The 15,895-nt window shown below is 72.0% G+C and carries 17 protein-coding genes; 4 read left to right on the forward strand and 13 right to left on the reverse strand.

What is annotated here, in order from left to right:
* Positions 1 to 43 precede the first annotated feature (43 nt).
* Complete coding sequence (locus Vau01_RS00340; protein WP_203985587.1) at positions 44 to 805, reverse strand: endonuclease/exonuclease/phosphatase family protein; 762 nt, start codon at positions 803 to 805, stop codon at positions 44 to 46.
* A gap of 42 nt (positions 806 to 847) precedes the next feature.
* On the opposite strand from Vau01_RS00340, the gene Vau01_RS00345 reads away from it, so the two are divergent.
* Together Vau01_RS00345 and Vau01_RS00350 are read left to right on the forward strand one after the other, a co-directional pair.
* Positions 848 to 1,231 (forward strand): hypothetical protein, encoded by a 384-nt coding sequence (locus tag Vau01_RS00345; RefSeq protein ID WP_203985590.1) that lies wholly within the window; start codon positions 848 to 850, stop codon positions 1,229 to 1,231.
* 5 nt (positions 1,232 to 1,236) lie between these two features.
* On the forward strand, positions 1,237 to 1,548 hold the full coding sequence (locus Vau01_RS00350) for a DUF3817 domain-containing protein (protein ID WP_203985594.1): 312 nt from the start codon (positions 1,237 to 1,239) through the stop codon (positions 1,546 to 1,548).
* Here Vau01_RS00350 and Vau01_RS65130 read toward each other — a convergent pair.
* Positions 1,545 to 2,156 (reverse strand): Clp protease N-terminal domain-containing protein, encoded by a 612-nt coding sequence (locus Vau01_RS65130; protein WP_203985597.1) that lies wholly within the window; start codon positions 2,154 to 2,156, stop codon positions 1,545 to 1,547. The genes Vau01_RS00350 and Vau01_RS65130 overlap by 4 nt on opposite strands.
* Positions 2,156 to 2,371 (reverse strand): helix-turn-helix domain-containing protein, encoded by a 216-nt coding sequence (locus Vau01_RS00360; protein WP_203985600.1) that lies wholly within the window; start codon positions 2,369 to 2,371, stop codon positions 2,156 to 2,158. Before Vau01_RS00360 ends, Vau01_RS65130 begins: the two co-directional genes overlap by 1 nt.
* Positions 2,372 to 2,460: 89 nt before the next feature.
* On the opposite strand from Vau01_RS00360, the gene Vau01_RS00365 reads away from it, so the two are divergent.
* Positions 2,461 to 2,994 (forward strand): hemerythrin domain-containing protein, encoded by a 534-nt coding sequence (locus tag Vau01_RS00365; RefSeq protein ID WP_203985603.1) that lies wholly within the window; start codon positions 2,461 to 2,463, stop codon positions 2,992 to 2,994.
* A gap of 4 nt (positions 2,995 to 2,998) precedes the next feature.
* On the opposite strand, the gene Vau01_RS00370 is transcribed toward Vau01_RS00365, so the two are convergent.
* Both Vau01_RS00370 and Vau01_RS00375 read right to left on the reverse strand, forming a co-directional pair.
* Positions 2,999 to 4,201 (reverse strand): GAF domain-containing sensor histidine kinase, encoded by a 1,203-nt coding sequence (locus Vau01_RS00370; protein WP_203985606.1) that lies wholly within the window; start codon positions 4,199 to 4,201, stop codon positions 2,999 to 3,001.
* A 21-nt stretch (positions 4,202 to 4,222) separates the two neighbouring features.
* Positions 4,223 to 6,241 carry a sensor histidine kinase gene (locus Vau01_RS00375; protein ID WP_203985609.1) on the reverse strand — a complete coding sequence of 673 codons (2,019 nt, stop codon included), beginning with the start codon at positions 6,239 to 6,241 and terminating at the stop codon, positions 4,223 to 4,225.
* A 131-nt stretch (positions 6,242 to 6,372) separates the two neighbouring features.
* Here Vau01_RS00375 and Vau01_RS00380 point away from each other — a divergent pair, with 131 nt between their 5' ends.
* Positions 6,373 to 7,356 (forward strand): ATP-dependent DNA ligase, encoded by a 984-nt coding sequence (locus Vau01_RS00380; protein WP_239151184.1) that lies wholly within the window; start codon positions 6,373 to 6,375, stop codon positions 7,354 to 7,356.
* On the opposite strand, the gene Vau01_RS00385 is transcribed toward Vau01_RS00380, so the two are convergent.
* The 8 genes from Vau01_RS00385 to Vau01_RS00420 all read right to left on the reverse strand — a co-directional run bounded on the left by Vau01_RS00385 (position 7,349) and on the right by Vau01_RS00420 (position 15,866).
* Positions 7,349 to 9,181, reverse strand: a complete 1,833-nt coding sequence (locus tag Vau01_RS00385; protein ID WP_203985612.1) for an elongation factor G — start codon at positions 9,179 to 9,181, stop codon at positions 7,349 to 7,351. The genes Vau01_RS00380 and Vau01_RS00385 overlap by 8 nt on opposite strands.
* 150 nt (positions 9,182 to 9,331) lie before the next feature.
* Positions 9,332 to 10,051, reverse strand: coding sequence for a YqjF family protein (locus Vau01_RS00390; protein ID WP_203985615.1), 720 nt, complete (start codon positions 10,049 to 10,051; stop codon positions 9,332 to 9,334).
* A gap of 217 nt (positions 10,052 to 10,268) precedes the next feature.
* Positions 10,269 to 11,216 (reverse strand): ARPP-1 family domain-containing protein, encoded by a 948-nt coding sequence (locus Vau01_RS00395; RefSeq protein ID WP_203985619.1) that lies wholly within the window; start codon positions 11,214 to 11,216, stop codon positions 10,269 to 10,271.
* Positions 11,213 to 12,628 carry a vWA domain-containing protein gene (locus Vau01_RS00400; RefSeq protein WP_203985621.1) on the reverse strand — a complete coding sequence of 472 codons (1,416 nt, stop codon included), beginning with the start codon at positions 12,626 to 12,628 and terminating at the stop codon, positions 11,213 to 11,215. The genes Vau01_RS00395 and Vau01_RS00400 overlap by 4 nt, the downstream gene beginning before the upstream one ends.
* 77 nt (positions 12,629 to 12,705) lie before the next feature.
* The gene (gene fabG / locus Vau01_RS00405; RefSeq protein ID WP_203985624.1) at positions 12,706 to 13,491 is read right to left on the reverse strand and encodes a 3-oxoacyl-ACP reductase FabG; all 786 of its coding nucleotides are present in this window, start codon (positions 13,489 to 13,491) and stop codon (positions 12,706 to 12,708) included.
* A gap of 75 nt (positions 13,492 to 13,566) precedes the next feature.
* Positions 13,567 to 14,775, reverse strand: coding sequence for a sugar ABC transporter substrate-binding protein (locus Vau01_RS00410; protein ID WP_203985627.1), 1,209 nt, complete (start codon positions 14,773 to 14,775; stop codon positions 13,567 to 13,569).
* Positions 14,776 to 14,794: 19 nt separating this feature from the next.
* Positions 14,795 to 15,376, reverse strand: coding sequence for a GTP-binding protein (locus tag Vau01_RS00415; protein ID WP_203985630.1), 582 nt, complete (start codon positions 15,374 to 15,376; stop codon positions 14,795 to 14,797).
* Positions 15,354 to 15,866: a DUF742 domain-containing protein gene (locus tag Vau01_RS00420; protein ID WP_203985633.1), complete on the reverse strand. Its 513-nt coding sequence runs from the start codon at positions 15,864 to 15,866 to the stop codon at positions 15,354 to 15,356. The genes Vau01_RS00415 and Vau01_RS00420 overlap by 23 nt, the downstream gene beginning before the upstream one ends.
* Positions 15,867 to 15,895: the final 29 nt, after the last annotated feature.

Here is a 15,895-nt window from a genome sequence, read left to right on the forward strand (position 1 = left end):
CCCGGCACAGAGTATTCGCGGTCGCGGTGACGTTGCTACACGGTCACATCACAAGGTCCACGACCAGCGGCCGGTGGTCGGAGACCGGGGACGGCGGCGTCGACACCGCGCCGATCGTCCCCCGGAACGCGGGGTCCACCAGCACGTGGTCCAGTTGGATCTTCGGCGTCGTCGACGGGTAGGTCGGCATCCGGGCGGCCACCCGCCACCCCGTCACCACGCGGGCGATGCCGGCCGGGAGGTTGAGGTCGCCGAGCAGCACGCGCGGCCCGGGCAGCGCCCGGAGCGCGCGCACCGACCGGCGCAGTTGCCGCACGTTCCAGCCGGGCACGAACGACAGGTGCGTGGTCGCGACGGTCACCGGACCGTGCGGGGCGTCGATGACCGCCGCCAGCAGCACCCGCGGCTCGTCGGGCAGCAGCACGACGCGGCCACCGATCGCGATCGGCGACCGCGTCGGCGCGGCCGGCAGGCGGTGGATCAGCCACCGCCGCACCGGGAAGCGGCTGACCATCGCCACGCCGTACTGCGGCTCGCCGTCGGGTGGCGGCGTGCCCGCGGCCCGCCACGCCTCCCCCGGCGTGCCCACGACGGCGGCCACGAACCGGTGGTCGACGGCGCCGAGCGCCTCGGCGGCGAGCGCGGTGAGGTCAAGCCGCCCGCTGCGCGGCTGGTCGAGGTCGACCTCCTGCAGCCCGACCACGTCGGCGTCGAGCGCCGCGACGGCGGCCCGGAACCGGTCGGCGCTCACCAGGCCGTCGTCGAGCGAGCGGCCGTGCAGCACGTTGAACGTCGCGAGGCGCACCCGGTCCACCCTAGGCCGGGCGCCGCTCGCTACGCTCGATACGTGTTCTGGACCCCCGCCTGGCTGGTCCGCCACGTGTTGGCGGCCACCCTCGTGGTGGCGTTCCTCGGGCTCGGCTGGTGGCAGATCGGCCGGGCCGCCAGCGGCAACCTGCTCAGCTACGCCTACGCCGTCGAGTGGCCGGTGTTCGCGGGGTTCGTGATCTTCGTCTGGGTCAAGGAGGTCCGTCGGGAGCGGTCCGCGCATGGTTCTTCGCGCAGTTCTTTCGTGGACGAGCAACCGCCGCCCCTCCGCGCCAACCGCCCGGCCCGGGTGGGTCCCGGGTACGACGACGGCAACGACGAGCAACTGGCCGCCTACAACCGCTACCTGGCCTGGCTGAACGCCAACCCCGACGCCCGGCCGGCCGACTACCGCGAGGTCTGACAAGCATGTCCGCTGCACTCACCCGGTTCCGGGTGGTGGCCTACGTCGTCGGCGTGGTGCTGATCGTTTTCATCCTGGTGGCGATGCCGCTGAAGTACTTCTTCGACTCGCCGGGCTTCGTCGCCGTGATCGCACCGGTGCACGGCTTCCTGTACATGGTCTACCTCGTGGTGACGTTCGACCTCTCGATGCGGGCGAAGTGGCCGCTGAGCCGCACGGTCCTGCTGCTGCTGGCCGGCACCATCCCGGTGCTGAGCTTCGTGGCCGAGCGGTGGGCCACCGCGAAGGTGCGCGAACTGGAGCCGGCGCCCGCTTAGGCGGCCTTCGGCGCCATCCGCTGCTCGACCTCGGCCCGCAGGTCCTTCAGGTCGACGTCGGCCTCGGCCAGGATCTTCGCGGCCAGGCCCTCGCCCTCGCGGATCAGCCCGAGCAGGATGTGCTCCGACCGGATCTCCCGGCGCTTGAGCCGCAGCGCCTCGCGCAGCGACAGTTCGAGCACCTTCTTCGCCCGCGGGGAGAAGGGGATGTGACCGGTGGGCGGGGCACCCTCGTCGTCGCGCTGCGAGCGGCGCAGCCCGAACCGGCGGCGCGGCGGTGGCGCGGGCGGTTGGGCGAACGGTTCCGGGCCGAAGTTCGCCTCCAGGTGGGCCCGCACCTCGTCGAGGTCGATGCCGATCACCTTGAGGGCGGCGGCGTCGGCGGGGCCGAGCATGCCGGGGGCGTTGCCGAGGTGACGGGCGACCGCCGCCTCGACCGCCCGGGCGGTGACGCCGTGGCCGGTCATGACGCCGGCCGTCCCGCCGCCGTTGGCCAGCAGCGAGAGCAGCAGGTGCTCGGTGCCGATCCGCCGGTGGGCCAACCGGCGCGCGGCCTCCTGTGCGCCGACGACCACCTCGCGGGCCTCGCGCGTGAAGCGTTCGAACATCACACCCTCCCCGAGTGCTTCTTGTGTACGGCCTGCTTGCTGACGCCGAGCGCCTCGGCGATCTCCTGCCACGACCAGCCCTTGTTCCGGGCGTTGCGGACCTGGAGCGCCTCCAGCGTCTCGGCGAGCCGGTACAGCGCGACGACGGCCCGCAGCCCGACCGTGGGATCGGCACTGCTGGCGGCCGCCGCGACCGACTGATTCGGCTCTTCCATACCTGTCAACTTACGTTGACCGGGGCCGGTTCGTCAACCCTGGTTGACGCGACGATACCGCGAGCCGCGGACGGGGTAACGGAGGTGGCATGACGGACCTGATCGACGTCCTGGTACAGGACCACCGCCGGGTGGAGACGCTGTTCGTTGAGCTGGAAACGGAACCGGGCGACCCGGGGCACCACCGGGACGTCGTCGACGTGGTCGTCGCCGAACTGGTGGGCCACGCGGTCGCCGAGGAGCTGTACCTCTACCCGACCGTCCGCGACCTCCTCCCCGACGGCGACCCGGTCGCCGACCGCGAACTGCGGCAGCACGCCGACCTCGAACGCACCATGGACGCGCTGGACCCCGCCGAACCCGGGACCGTCGCCGCCCTGATCGCGGCCGCCCGCGACCACATCGCCGAACAGGAACGCGACCTGTTCCCCCGCCTCCGCCGGTCCTGCCCCGCCGACCGCCTGGAGAGCCTGGGCCGCCGCGCCGAGGCGGCGAAGCGGATCGCACCCACCCGCCCCCACCCGCACGCGCCGGTCAACCGCCTGGTCACCCCGGGCACCGGCCTGGTGGACCGGGTGCGGGACGCGATCACCAACCGCCCCACCCAGGTCGACGACCTCTGAGTGATCAGGCCGGCGGGAAGACGACCCGCAGCGCGGTCCCCTCGTCGGGGGTGTCGCACACGGCGACCGTGGCGTGGTGCGCGTCGAGGACGACCTTCAGCGCGGCCAGCCCCGCGTCCTCGCCGGTCGGGGGTGCGGCTCGCAGCGCCCCGTTCACCAGGTGCGGGAACAGCGTCGCCGGGTCGTCGGCCAGGCCCAGCGCCCGCACCTCCAGCGTCGGCGTGGCGGGTCCGCCGGCGACGCGCACCCGGATGCGGCCGGTCGGCGGGGTGAACCTCGCCGCGCTGAACATGAGGTGGGCCAGCGCCTGTGCGAGCCGGCGCGGGTCGGCGGGCACGGGGGCGGGCGGTCCGGCGTCGAGGCGGAGGTGGATGTCGCGGGCCTCGGCGATCGGTCGGACCTCGCGCACCGCCCACTCCACGAGCGTGTTCAGGTCGACGGTGCGCCGCTCGCCGCCCGTCGCCTCACCCGGCGACACATCAGCCGTTGCGGTCGGTTCGGCCATCCGGAGCAGGATGTCGAGCAGGCGCAACAGTTCCGGGGCGTACGCGTGGGCGGCGGCGCCCAGGCGGGCGGCCACCTCGGCGGGGCAGAAGTCGAGGTCGCGCAGCACCTCGACGTTGCGGCGCAGTTCGGTCAGCGGCTGGCGCAGTTCGCCGGCGAGCAGGGGCACCAGGTCGTCGTGCAGGCGTTCGGTCTCGTGGCGGCGCACCGACTCGCGGGCCATCCGGGCCGCGCCGTGCCGCAGTTCGAGCAGCGTCGTCACCTGACGCGCGAGCGCCCGCAACGCGCGCAACTGGCCCAGCCCGAGCCGGCGCGGCACCGCGTCGGCCACGCACAGGGTGCCCAGCGCGATGCCTTCGGCGGTCAGCAGCGGCGCGCCGGCGTAGAACCGGATGCCGGGCTCGCGCCGAACGTCGGGGTGGTCGGCGAACCTCGGGTCGGCCAGCGCGTCGGGCACCACCAGCAGGCCGTGACCGTCGATCGTGTACGCGCACAGCGGTTGGCCGCGCACCGGTGCGCCGAGGTCGACGCCGACACCGGCCTTGGCCGAGTGCTCGTCGCCGTCGAGCACCGACACCACGGCGATCGGCGTCCCGCAGATCACCGCGGTCAGCTCGACCATCGCGTCCAGGTCCGGTTCCGGCCCGCGCGCGAGGAGGTCGAGGTCGCGGACGGCAGAATCCGACAGCGTCGGAACACGCATGAGAGGCCCCCTACAACACGATCATCTGGATGTCAGTTCCCGCACCCGCGCCGGGTCGGCGGGCAGCTCCACCACGAACCGGCTGCCGGTCGGCCGGTTCGGCTCGTACCGGATCGATCCGCCGTTCGCCTCCACGAGTTCGCCGACGATGTACAGCCCGAGCCCGGTGCCCGTGCGGGTCGGCGCGACCCCGCTGCCGGCCCGCGAGAACCGCTCGAACAGGTGCGGCACGAACTCCGGCGGCACGCCCTCGCCCTCGTCGGACACGCAGACCTCCACCAGCGCGTTGTCCAACCGGCCCGCCTGCACGCGGACCTGGCCGCCGCCGTACTTGTGGGCGTTGCTCAACAGGTTCACCAGGATCTGCTGCAGGTGCCGGGCGTCGGCCAGCACGGCGAGCCCCGGCTCCACGTCGACGCGGGTGCGCGTCCGCAGCTCGACGCTGAGCGCGCCGAGGGCCTCGTCGAGCGCGTCCTCCATGGCGATGCCGCTGCGCCGGGCCCGCAGGCCGCCGTGATCGACCTCGGTGAGCGTCAGCACCTCCTCGACCAGCTCCATCATCCGGGTACCGGCCCGGGAGATGCGGCCCACCTCGCGCAGCTTCATCTCGTCGCTCATGGCCTGCCAGCTCTCCAGCAGGACCTCGCAGTAGCCGGTGATCACGCCGAGCGGCTGGCGCACGTCGTGCGAGAGCATCGCGACGAGGTCGGCGGTGCGCTGCTGGGCCGCCTTGAGCGCGTCGTTCGCCCGTTCCAGGGCACCGGCCCGGCTGGTCAGCTCCACCTGGATGCGGCGCTGTTCGGCCGCCCACCGGTGCTTCTCGCTGACGTCGACGGCCTGCGCGGCGAAGTACAGCGGACGCCCGTCGCCGTCCCGGATCAGCGTGGCGGTGAGCGCCACCGGCAGCGCGCGGCTCATCGCGTCGACGAACCGCAGTTCGGCGGTGAACCCGCGCCGGGTACCGGCGACCGCGTCGGCCCGCATCAGGTCGTAGGACGGCAGGTCCTCGGGGTGGACGATGTCGTCGATGGTCTGGCCGGCGAGCGTGTTGCCGCGGTAGCCGAGCAGGTCGCCCAGCGCCGGGTTGACCCGGATCAGGCGCCCGTTCGACGCGCCGACGAGCATCATGCCGACCAGCGACCCGTCGAACAGGCCGCGGAAGCGCTCCTCGCTCTCGCGCAGCTCGGCCCGGTTCCGGGCGCTGCGGGCCCACAGCCGCACACCGAAGAGCCCGAGGACGGCGAGGCCGCCGAGCGTCACCCAGCCGCCGGTCGCGGTGCCGGCGACCGGTTGGTACAGCACCGCGTTGCGGACGGCGGCGACGAGCTTCCACGGGGTACCGACGACGGGGGACGAGTCGAAGTGCCAGGCCTCGCCCCGGTCGTCGTACCGGCCGGCGTCCCCGTCGGCGACCGCCCGCGCCAGCGAGGGGTCGCGCACGGCGAGCGGGTTGATGCCCGTCAGGGTCTGGTTGGCGCCGACGACGTTGCCCGCGGTGTCGACGAGGTAGGTGTGGCTGCCGGCGAGCGCGATGGCGTGGGTCAGGTAGTCGCCGAGCGAGCTCGACCGGATGTCGACGGCGCCGGCGAACACCCGGCGCCCGCCGGCCGTCTCGAACGGGGTGGCGAACGAGACCACCGGCAGCCCCTCGGCCGCCGACGACACCACCCGCGACACGGCCGGTCGGTTGTCGCGCAGGGCCGCCCGCAGGTGCTCGTAGCGGGTGGTGAGGTCGACGCCCATGATGGTCGGATTCGATGGGACCGCGTGGAGCACCTGCCCGTTGCCGTCGAGCAGCACCGCGGCGGTGTAACCGAACGACGCGACGGACTGCGCGAACGCGCGGGGCTCCACGGTGGGGTCCGAGAGGAACTGCATGGCCTGCGTGCGTTCCCGCTCCAGGAGGTCCTCGACGTAGGTCGACACGAAGTCGGAGGCGATCGCGACCCGCAGCCGGAACCGGTGCTCCAACTCGACGTGACCGTTGTTGTCGACCCAGAAGACGCCGGTGGCGACGGCGGACAGGACGAGCGCCCACACGATGAGCGGCCGAGTGGCATACCTCCGTGATATCGCCGTAAATCGCCACATTCTGTCACTATGGCAAGGCGATAGGACCGACGCGGTCCACTCACCGAAGTTCGACCCCCGCCCGACAAGCAGGGGTCCGCATGCTCACGCCGCCCGTCACGCCGATGCTGGCCGCGTCGGTCGACCGGCTACCGGTCGGCGCGAACGCCTACGAGCCCAAGTGGGACGGGTGGCGCGTCCTGGTGTTCCGCGACGCCGACGGGGTCTACCTGCAGTCGCGCACCGGCAAGCCGCTCGCCGGCTACTTCCCCGAGGTCACCCGGCTGGCCCGCACCCTGCCACCGGGCGTCGTGCTCGACGGCGAACTGATCATCTGGGACGCCGCCCGGCAACGGACCAGCTTCGCGCTGCTCCAGCGCCGCGTGGCCACCGGCAGCCCGGTGCGGGAGGCGTACCGGAACCCCGCTCACCTCGTCACCTTCGATCTTCTCGAAAAGGACGGCGCGCAACTTCTCGACCGGCCGCTGCCCGAGCGCCGCGCGGCCCTGCTCGCGACGCTCGCCGACGCTCCGCCGCAGCTCACCGTGTGCCCGCAGACCACCGACCCGGCCGAGGCGCGGGAGTGGCTCGACGCGTGGACCGCACAGGGCGTCGAGGGCCTGGTGATCAAGCCGCTGCGCGGCCGCTACCAGCCCGGGAAGCGCGGCTGGCGCAAGCTGCGCCGGCGGCACACCACCGAGGCCATCATCGCGGGCGTGATCGGCACCCTGCACGAGCCGGAGGTGCTGCTGCTCGCCCGCTACGACGTCGACGGCAGGCTCCGGTACGCCGGCCGCACGAGCCCGTTGCCTCCCGCGGCCCGGAGGGAACTCGCGCCGCTGCTCACGCAGTCGGGCAACCGCCGCGACGGCCGGGTCAACCACCCCTGGCCGAAGCCGCTGCCGGCCGGCTGGACCGGCAGCTTCGACCGGGCCGGGCCGCTGGAGTACCGGCAGGTGGCGCCGGTGATCGTGGCGGAGGTCCGGGTGGACTCGGCGTACGAGCACACCCGGTGGCGGCACGCGGTGCGGTACGAGCGCAGGCGTGCCGACCTGTCGGTGTTCGACGTCCCGCTGATCATGTGACGCGGCTGGGCGGTGGGCCGATCACCGGCTCGTAGCGGACGAACGACGTCTCCAGCGTCCCCTCGCCCCGGGTCAGCGCCGGCAGCGCCATCTGGAGCCGATGCACCGACGCCGCCGGTATCTCACCGGTGATCTCCCGTTCGCCCGTGCCGAGCGGCACCGCCCGCAGCTTGGCCAGGGCCGGCATCATCGCGGGCACCAGGTCTGCCGGACAGTCCAGGTGGAACGCGTGGACCGGTTCGTGGACGCGGGTGCCCGCCCTTTTCACGGCCTCGCGGAGGACGAGCGGGGTGAGGTTGCGGAAGTCGCCCGCCGTGCTCGACATGCTCTTGTCGAACGTGCCGTGCGCGTGGCTCTGGCGCGCCCAGTAGCCCGAGCGGGTCATCGTGACGGTGCAGTCGACGACCTCCCAGCCGTGACGGCCGCCCGTCCGGAGGGTGCGCCGGACGCTCTCCTCGACGGCGACGAAGAACGCGTACGGCATCGAACCCAGTTCGACCCCGAGCCGGAACGTCAGCCCGCTGCCGGGCGGTGCCGGCTCGACCCGCAGCCCGACCGTGGCCAGGAACGGGTTGCCGCCGGTCGCGATCACCTCGACGGCCTCGCCGGTGCCGAGCAGCCGCTCGACGTGGATCGTGGTGCTCTCCCGGAACGTGACGTCGATCCCGTGATCGGCCTCGAGCGTGGCCTGGATGACCTCCTTCTGCACCTCGCCGTAGAGGCTCACCGAGAGCGTGGTGCCGTCCTGACGCAGGTTGATCAGCGGATCCTGCTCGGCGAGCCGGGTGAGCGCCGCGTGCAGGGCACCCGCGTCGCGTTGCCGGGCCGGCTCGACGACCGTCTCCAGCGACGGCGGAACGAACGCGGCTTTCCGGCTCTGCTGGCGATGCGGCCCGGCCGTGCCCACCGCGTCCCCGATTCTGACCCGCGAGAGACCGCGCAGCGTCGCGATGCGGCCGGCCCCGACGGCCGGCCGCGCGACGACCGCGCCGTTCTCGAAGACCTCGATGCCGGTGATCCGGTTGGCATCGTCGAGGCGGTCGCGGACCCGCAGCGTGCCCGCGAACATGCGGACGTAGGCGATGCGCTCGCCGGCCGGGCCACGGTCGATCTTGAAAACGGTGCCGGAGACGGGCGCGTCGGGGTCGGCCTTCGTCGGCGGCAGCAGCGCCGCGATCCCGTCCATGAGCTCGGGGACGCCCGCTCCGGTGATCGCGGAGCCGAAGTACACGGGGCACACGCGGGCCCGGGCGGTCTGTTCCCGGAGCCGTTCCCGGAGATCGCCGGTGGGCCGGTTGTCGACGTACGCGGCGAGCAGGTCGTCGTCGTGGTCGGCGAGGTGGTCGAGCAGCCGCGGGTCGTCCTGTGCCATCGCCGGCGTCATCCGCGCGATCTCTGCCAGCACGCGCTCGGGGTCGGCGTTCCTGCGGTCGAGCTTGTTGACGAAGATCAGGGTCGGTAGGCACAGGCGCTTGAGGGTGCGCATGAGCACGCGGGTCTGCGCCTGCACCCCCTCGACCGCCGACACCACCAGCACGGCGCCGTCGAGCACGCTGAGCGCCCGCTCCACCTCGGCGATGAAGTCCGGGTGGCCGGGGGTGTCGATGAGGTTGACGGTGACGTCGTCGGTGACCGGGAACGAGACGACGGCGGCCTTGATGGTGATGCCGCGCTGGCGTTCCAGGTCCATGGTGTCGGTACGGGTACTGCCCGCGTCGACGCTGCCGACCTCGTCGATGACACCGGCGGTGTAGAGGAGGCGCTCGGTAAGGCTGGTCTTGCCGGCGTCTACGTGGGCGAGGATTCCCAGGTTGAGAAAATGCACCGGGCGTTCATGTCCTTCGGGTAGGCGAAACTTCCCTTCTGCTGCGACATGAACGTGCGTGGCATCTCGACTCCCCTGGTTGACGTCCCGTTCACCGAATCAGCCCGGGCGCGGCCCGGCAACCGAATTAGGCACCGCTGGGAGTCGGGGTCAGCGGGCGATCTCGCGCCAGCCGCCGATGCGGACCGATACGCCGGGCGACGTGTGCACCAGCGGGTCGCCCTCGGGTGCGGGCAGGCCACCGGCGGCGATCACGGTCTCGGACAGGGATTCCACCGTTCCGCCGTACAGCGGCCACGGGCCGTGGGCCGCCAGCGCCTGCACCAGGCGGCCGCGGATCACGGAGAACAGCTGGAACCGGTACGTCAGGAAGTATTCGAGGGCGTTTGGTTCGATCGCGGGGCCGCGGGCCACCACCGCGTCGCAGCGGGCGCCGCGCGGGCCCGGCCACCGGCGCGACGCCCGGTAGCGGAACCGGTCGGGCGTCGCCTCGACCCGCATGCGCGACCACAGGTACGGCAACCGGTACGTGGTGCGCCCCATCAGCACGGCGGGCAGGCGGGTGGCGTCGAGGGAGAAGAACCAGATTCCCTGGGACCCGTCGGGGCCGGTGACGTACGTTCGCACGTTCGTCTCGGGAAAGCGCGACATCCACGGCAGGGCCGGCACCCCGGGGAACCGGACGCCGCTCATCAAGAACGGCACCAGCCCGATCCAGGCGGAGCCGTCGAACTCCTGCACGCTGAGGCCGGGCGGCAGCAGCCGCTGCACGGCGTCGGCCGGGTAGCGCCAGTGCAGGAACGTGAGGTCGAGCCAGCTCTGGTACATGACCGGCCGGTGCACCACGGGCGACTCGGGAACTGTGACCACGACAGAAAGCGTACGACCCCCGGGAGGAGCCGGGGGTCGTACGGGTGCTGTTTCCGTGCTTTCAAAGCTGGGCCGGGACGGGCGACCAGCGCGGCGGCAGGCATTGCAATCGCCTTGATTGGGCAATCATTTCCCGCGTTTGGAATTCGAGGTTCCGCCCACCATGCCCGGTGCAGTTCCCGGCGTGTCTCAAGTAGACAGTGCGAACCGCCTACCGTCAAACGATTTCCTTCGCGAAGAGCGACGCGTAGACCGGACGCTCGTCGGCCAGCACGACCTGACCGGCGACCCGCTCACCGTCCACAGTGCACAGTCGCATGTGGAGGTAGCGGTCCTCCTCGGTGACCGCCGGCGCGGCCCAATTCGCGGCGTCGATCCAGCCGCGCACCTCACCGGCCCGCTCGCGCAGCTCGGCCTCCCGGAGGGCGACCAGCTCATCGAGCGTCGTCACCGCGTACGGCTCCGCCGTCTCCTCGGCCGCCGGCTCGCGGCGCATGGCCGCCGGGCCGTAGGCGAAGCAGACCAGCGCCGGCCACACGTCGGCGAAGAACGCCGGCGACGGTGCGATCTCCGCGCCGACCAGCCGGGAACCGAGGAAGAACAGCGCACCCAGCTGACCCGCCACCAGCTCCAGCCGGCTACGGAACTGCGTGAGCATGTGGCGCTTGCGCGCCAGGATCGACTCCAGGTGGCCCCGGCCCGGCAGACGGTAGCTGCGGTTCAGCGTACGGATCGCCGGCCACAGCTTGGTGTAGTTGGTCTCGCCGCGCAGCGCCAGCGCCGTGGCGCGCAGCTCCAGCGGCAGCGTGAAGAACCACTGGTCGCGCTCGCCGAGGTAGCCGCCGACGGACTCCTGCACGCAGCACGCGTCTTCGAACCGCAGCTCCTGGCCGGCGGCGAGGAACGCCGACCGGCACAGCGCGTGGTTCTGCGCACCGTCCTGCACGTAACCCACGTGCAGCGGCACGATCGCCACGCCGTCGTTGCCCGGGTTGCGCAGGATCACCGTGCCGTAGCCGTCGACCCGCGCGAGCTTCACGCCGTCGCGCGGCGACAGCACGCCCGGGTACGCCGGACCGAACACCGGCACCATGGTGAGCACACCCGCCCGCTGCGGCGCGCCCAGCCGGAACCCGGCGAGGTCGATCATCGCGAGAGCAGTCATGCCGCACCTCCTTCCACAATGGACAGTCGCTCGCGGAGAGCCGCGCGCTGCCACTCGGCCGCACCGGCCGCCTTCGTCTGGAACAGCATCCACAGCACCAGCGACGCGAAGTCGGCCTCGTGCCAGAACGCCCGCTGCGCACACGCCGGAGCCGGCCGGCGCAGCGTCAGGTCGTCGCTGTGGCTGAACGTCGCCGGGCAGCACACGACCGCCGCCTCGACACCCAGCCGCGGCAGGGTCGCCGCCACCCGGGCCAGGTCGCCCGGGTACGTGTTCTCGTATCCGTCGGTGACCACCACAATCAGGTCGGGCCGCTCGCGCGCCGCCGCGATGACGGCGCCGGCCAGGTCGGTGCCGTCGCCGGCGGTCGGCACGGTGGCCAGTGCCGCGCAACGCTCGCCCAGCACCAGTTCCAGCGCGTCGACCTGCGACCGCACCGCCCACTCGCGGTCACCGTAACCACGCATCGACGCCGACCGGTCGACCACCAGGGCCAGCCGGCCCGGGAAGTGCGGCACGACGGCTGCCGCCGCGGCCAGGTACCGCTCCTGTGCCGCGCCGAGTTCGGGCGAGTCGCCGCCACGCAGCCGGTGCACGAGCGTCGCGGCGAGATCGCCGCGGTTGGTCGCGGTGACCACGGCCGGGCGCTCGGCGCCGAGGTCGAGGTCGAGCGGGGTGACGCCCACCGCAGTGTCATCCGCGCCGGCGGGCGCACCCGCGTACACCTCGATGAGCCGCTGGGCCGCGAGCCCCGGGTTCGACGCGAACCGCAGGAACGCCCGATGCGTGTCGGCACCGGCCCTGGGGCCGGCGGCGCCTGGACTGAGGAGCGGAGGGAGCGCAGCGACCATAGCGACGAGGGAAGGCGGCGCCTCAGAGGCCCCAGGGCCCGCGCCCGCGGAGGCGGGCGCATTGGGCAGAGATTCGCCGGTGCGCAGCGCGCGGGCCACGCCACGGGCGGTCGCCTTGCCGATGGCATGCTCCACAATGGACACCGCCATCCGCCGGTGCGCGCGCACGAACGTGGCCGCCTCGGCGTGCTCGACCAGCAACCGCAGCGCGGCCCGCGTGACGTGCTTGTGGTTCGCGCGCCGGTGCCGCAGCGCCAGCAGCACGGTGCCGACGGTGCGCGCCGGCAGGCCGAGCACCAGCACCCGCGTGACCCGCTCGACGGTGCGCCGGGCGGCAGGGCTCAGGCCGGTACGGGACGCGCCGAGGAGCCGCAGGAGGATGCCGGCCCGCTGCTCGTTCGTGGCACCGGGCAGCAGCGCGAGGAGGGCATAGCCCTCGGGATCGAGCGCGTACGCGGCGTCGTGGGTGTCGGCGCCGGCCGGCCCCGTGACCCGGCCGGCACGCGACACGCGCAGCGGCTCACCGGGAGCCGCGAGCTGAGCGATCAGGTCAACATTCATCGTCGTCTCCTTAACGGAAACGACGGTAAGCGACCGGAAACCCTTTGCGGCACCGGTTTTCCGGTGCTAGTGGTAGCTCAGTTCAGGGGACCGCCGGCAACGTAGATGACCTGGCCGCTCACGAAGCCCGACTCCTCACTCGCCAGGAACGAGGCCAGCGCGGCGATGTCTTCCGGCTTGCCGACCCGCCGCACCGGGATGCGCTCGATCGCCGCCTTCTGGAACGTCTCGAAGTCGACGCCCATGCGTTCGGCGGTGGCGGCGGTCATGTCGGTGGCGATGAACCCGGGCGCGATCGAGTTCGCGGTGATGCCGAACTTGCCCAGTTCGATCGCCAGGGTCTTGGTGAAGCCCTGCAGGCCGGCCTTTGCCGCGGAGTAGTTGGCCTGGCCGCGGTTGCCGAGCGCGCTGCTGCTCGACAGGTTGATGATGCGGCCGAACTGCTGGTCGACCATCTGGCTCTGCACGGCGCGGCTCATCAGGAACGCGCCGCGCAGGTGCACGTTCATGACGGTTTCCCAGTCGTCGTCGCTCATCTTGAAGAGCATGTTGTCACGGATGACGCCGGCGTTGTTCACCAGCACCGCCACCGGGCCGAGTTCGTCCTTCACCCGGGCGACGGCCGCCTCGACCTGTGCCCGGTCGCTCACGTCGGCACCCACGGCGATGGCCCGCCCGCCAGCGGAGGTGATCTTCTCGGCGGTCTCCTTGCCGGACTCCTCGGTGAGGTCGAGCACCCCGACCGCGTACCCGTCGGCGGCGAGCCGCACGGCGGTGGCGGCGCCGATGCCCCGGGCCGCGCCGGTGACCAGGGCCACGCGGCCAGAACCGGTGCCGGGCTCACCCGTGAGGTTGTCAGCCAACTCCCCAAGCCTTTCGATAGACGTTTCAGCCAGTTGACCGTAGCTCAACCCGGTTGAGATCGAGGTCTCGTCCGACTACCCGACCCCCCACGCCTTCCGGTACACGTCCTTGTAGTTGACGTTGTGCTGCACCGGCCCGGACGGCGGCAGGTTGTGCTCCCGGTCGATCAGCATGATGCCGACGCCCGGGTACCGCGCCGGCTCGCCGTTCAGCGTGCTGTTGAGGGTGTCGATGGCGGCCCACGCGTGCCAGGGGGTGTCGAAACTCAGCGTGATGTTGAGACCCTGCTTCGCGCGGATCAGGTCGAGGTCCGCCTGCAGCCCTTCGCCGCCGACCACCACGACCTGGTTCTGCATCTTCGCCGCCTGCAACGCCGGCGAGATCGCCTTCTGGATCGCGGTCGAGTTCGGACCCCGGATCGCGGTGACCTCGGGGTGACGCCTCAGCGCGTCGTCGACCATCCCCCGCAGCGCGCCGCTCGCGACGTCGCCGGCGGTGTACTTGATCTCCTCGAGCAACTGGCACGACGTGCACTTCTTGATCTGCGCCACGAACCCGAGGTGCATGTAGTTGAGGATCGTCGAACTCGTCTCCGAGAACGCCAGCACCTTGGCCTTCTGGTTGGTCGCGAGGATCACCGCGTTCGCCGCGAGCACGCCGGCCCCGGCGTTCTGCCTGCCCGGGTCGGTGCGCTTACCGTCGCCGGTGTAGTTCACGAACGTGGTGAACTGCGCCGGGCCGGCCGACCCGGTGACGGTCGGGTCGGTGCAGTCGAACGCGAACAGCGGGATGATCAGCACGCCCTTCGCCTTGGCGTCGGCGAACTCCTGCGAGGCGTAGGCGCAGTCGATGTTGGTGACGATCGCGTGCACGCCGATCCCGGTTGCGTCCCGCACGGCCTGCGGCGCCTTCTTCGGGTCGAGTTCCAGGTCGTAGCGCAGCACGTCCCAGCCGAGGGCGCGGGCCGCCTCCTCGGCGGCGTCGGTGGGGATCTTGGAGCTGGGCGACTGCTGGCCGCGCGAGATGATCGCGATCCGGATGCCCTTCGCGGCGATCCGGAGGGTGGCGTCCGGTGCCTTGTAGGTGCCCTTGAACGCGCTGGTGACCATGGTCTTCGCCTCGGTCACCAGGTCGACCGGCGACGCGGAGGCGCCGGAACCGGCCACGGCGGCGGGCGGATCCGATGCCTCCGGATCGTCGGACCCGCAGGCAGCGGTCAACGCCGAGGTCGAAAGGGAAACGGCCAGCAGCGCGACCAGCGTCCCGCGCAAGCGGAACCTCACAGCAGTTCTCCTATTGGTGCTAGACGCCGGCGGTCGCGCGTTGCAACGCATGCCGGCAGACGGTGAGCAGAGCATCCCGGACGGACGGGCGGGACCGGGCGTCGAACGTGATCAGCGGGGTGTCGTTGTTCGCGGCGAGCGCCCAACGCACGTCCTCGATGTTGTGCTTCAGCCGGCCGTAGAACATGTTGATGGCCACCACGAACGGGATGCCGGCCTGTTCGAAATAGTCGACGGCCGGGTAGCAGTCGTCGAGCCGGCGGGTGTCGACGATCACCAGCGCGCCCAGGGCGCCGAGGCAGATGTCGTGCCACATGAACCCGAACCGGTCCTGCCCGGGCGTGCCGAACAGGTACAGCTTCAGGCCCTCGTCGAGCCGGATCGTGCCGAAGTCGATCGCGACCGTGGTCGTGGTCTTCTCGGGCACCTCGCCGGTGCGGTCGATCTGCGCGGCCACGTCGGTCATCGCGGCTTCGGTGGTGAGCGGCGGAGAATCCGAGATGACGCCCACAGCGGTGGTCTTTCCCACGCCGAACCCACCGGCGATCACAATCTTGATCGGCGTGGGCGCGATCGGCTCAGGATATTGCGGATAGCCCACGGATCACCCTCTCGATCATGGCCGGATCCTTGGCGATCGAGTGCTGCGGACGCAGCACCCGCAGATGGCCGGCGGCGGCGAGGTCGGCCACGAGCACCCGCACCACCTGCAGGTGCAGGCGCAGCAGCGCCCCGAGTTCGGCCACCGACACCGGTGCGCGGGCGGCCGTGACGACGTCGCGATGCTCGAACCGCACCGCCTGCGGCAGCGCCAGAGCGTCGCCGATCGCCACGACCTGCGCCTCGATGGCGAGCGTCGGGTCGACCGGCGCGGTGCGCCCACCGGTGAGCTGGTAGGGCCGCAGCGGCGACGCGTCGAGCGGTTCGTCGTCGAGCGAATCGCCGATCGGATAGTCGTCCGACAGGTCGGAGACGACCTCGCCGTCGAGCACGGGCCCGCCGAACGGGCCGGGCGGCACGGACGGAAGCGGGCCCGCTGTGGGCTCCGCGCCACGCATGTACGGCCGTAGCCGGTCCGAGGGTCCGGTCATCGCCACCTACTCATACCGTGCCGCCTAAA

The organism is Virgisporangium aurantiacum (assembly GCF_016863635.1).
GTDB classification, from domain to species: domain Bacteria; phylum Actinomycetota; class Actinomycetes; order Mycobacteriales; family Micromonosporaceae; genus Virgisporangium; species Virgisporangium aurantiacum.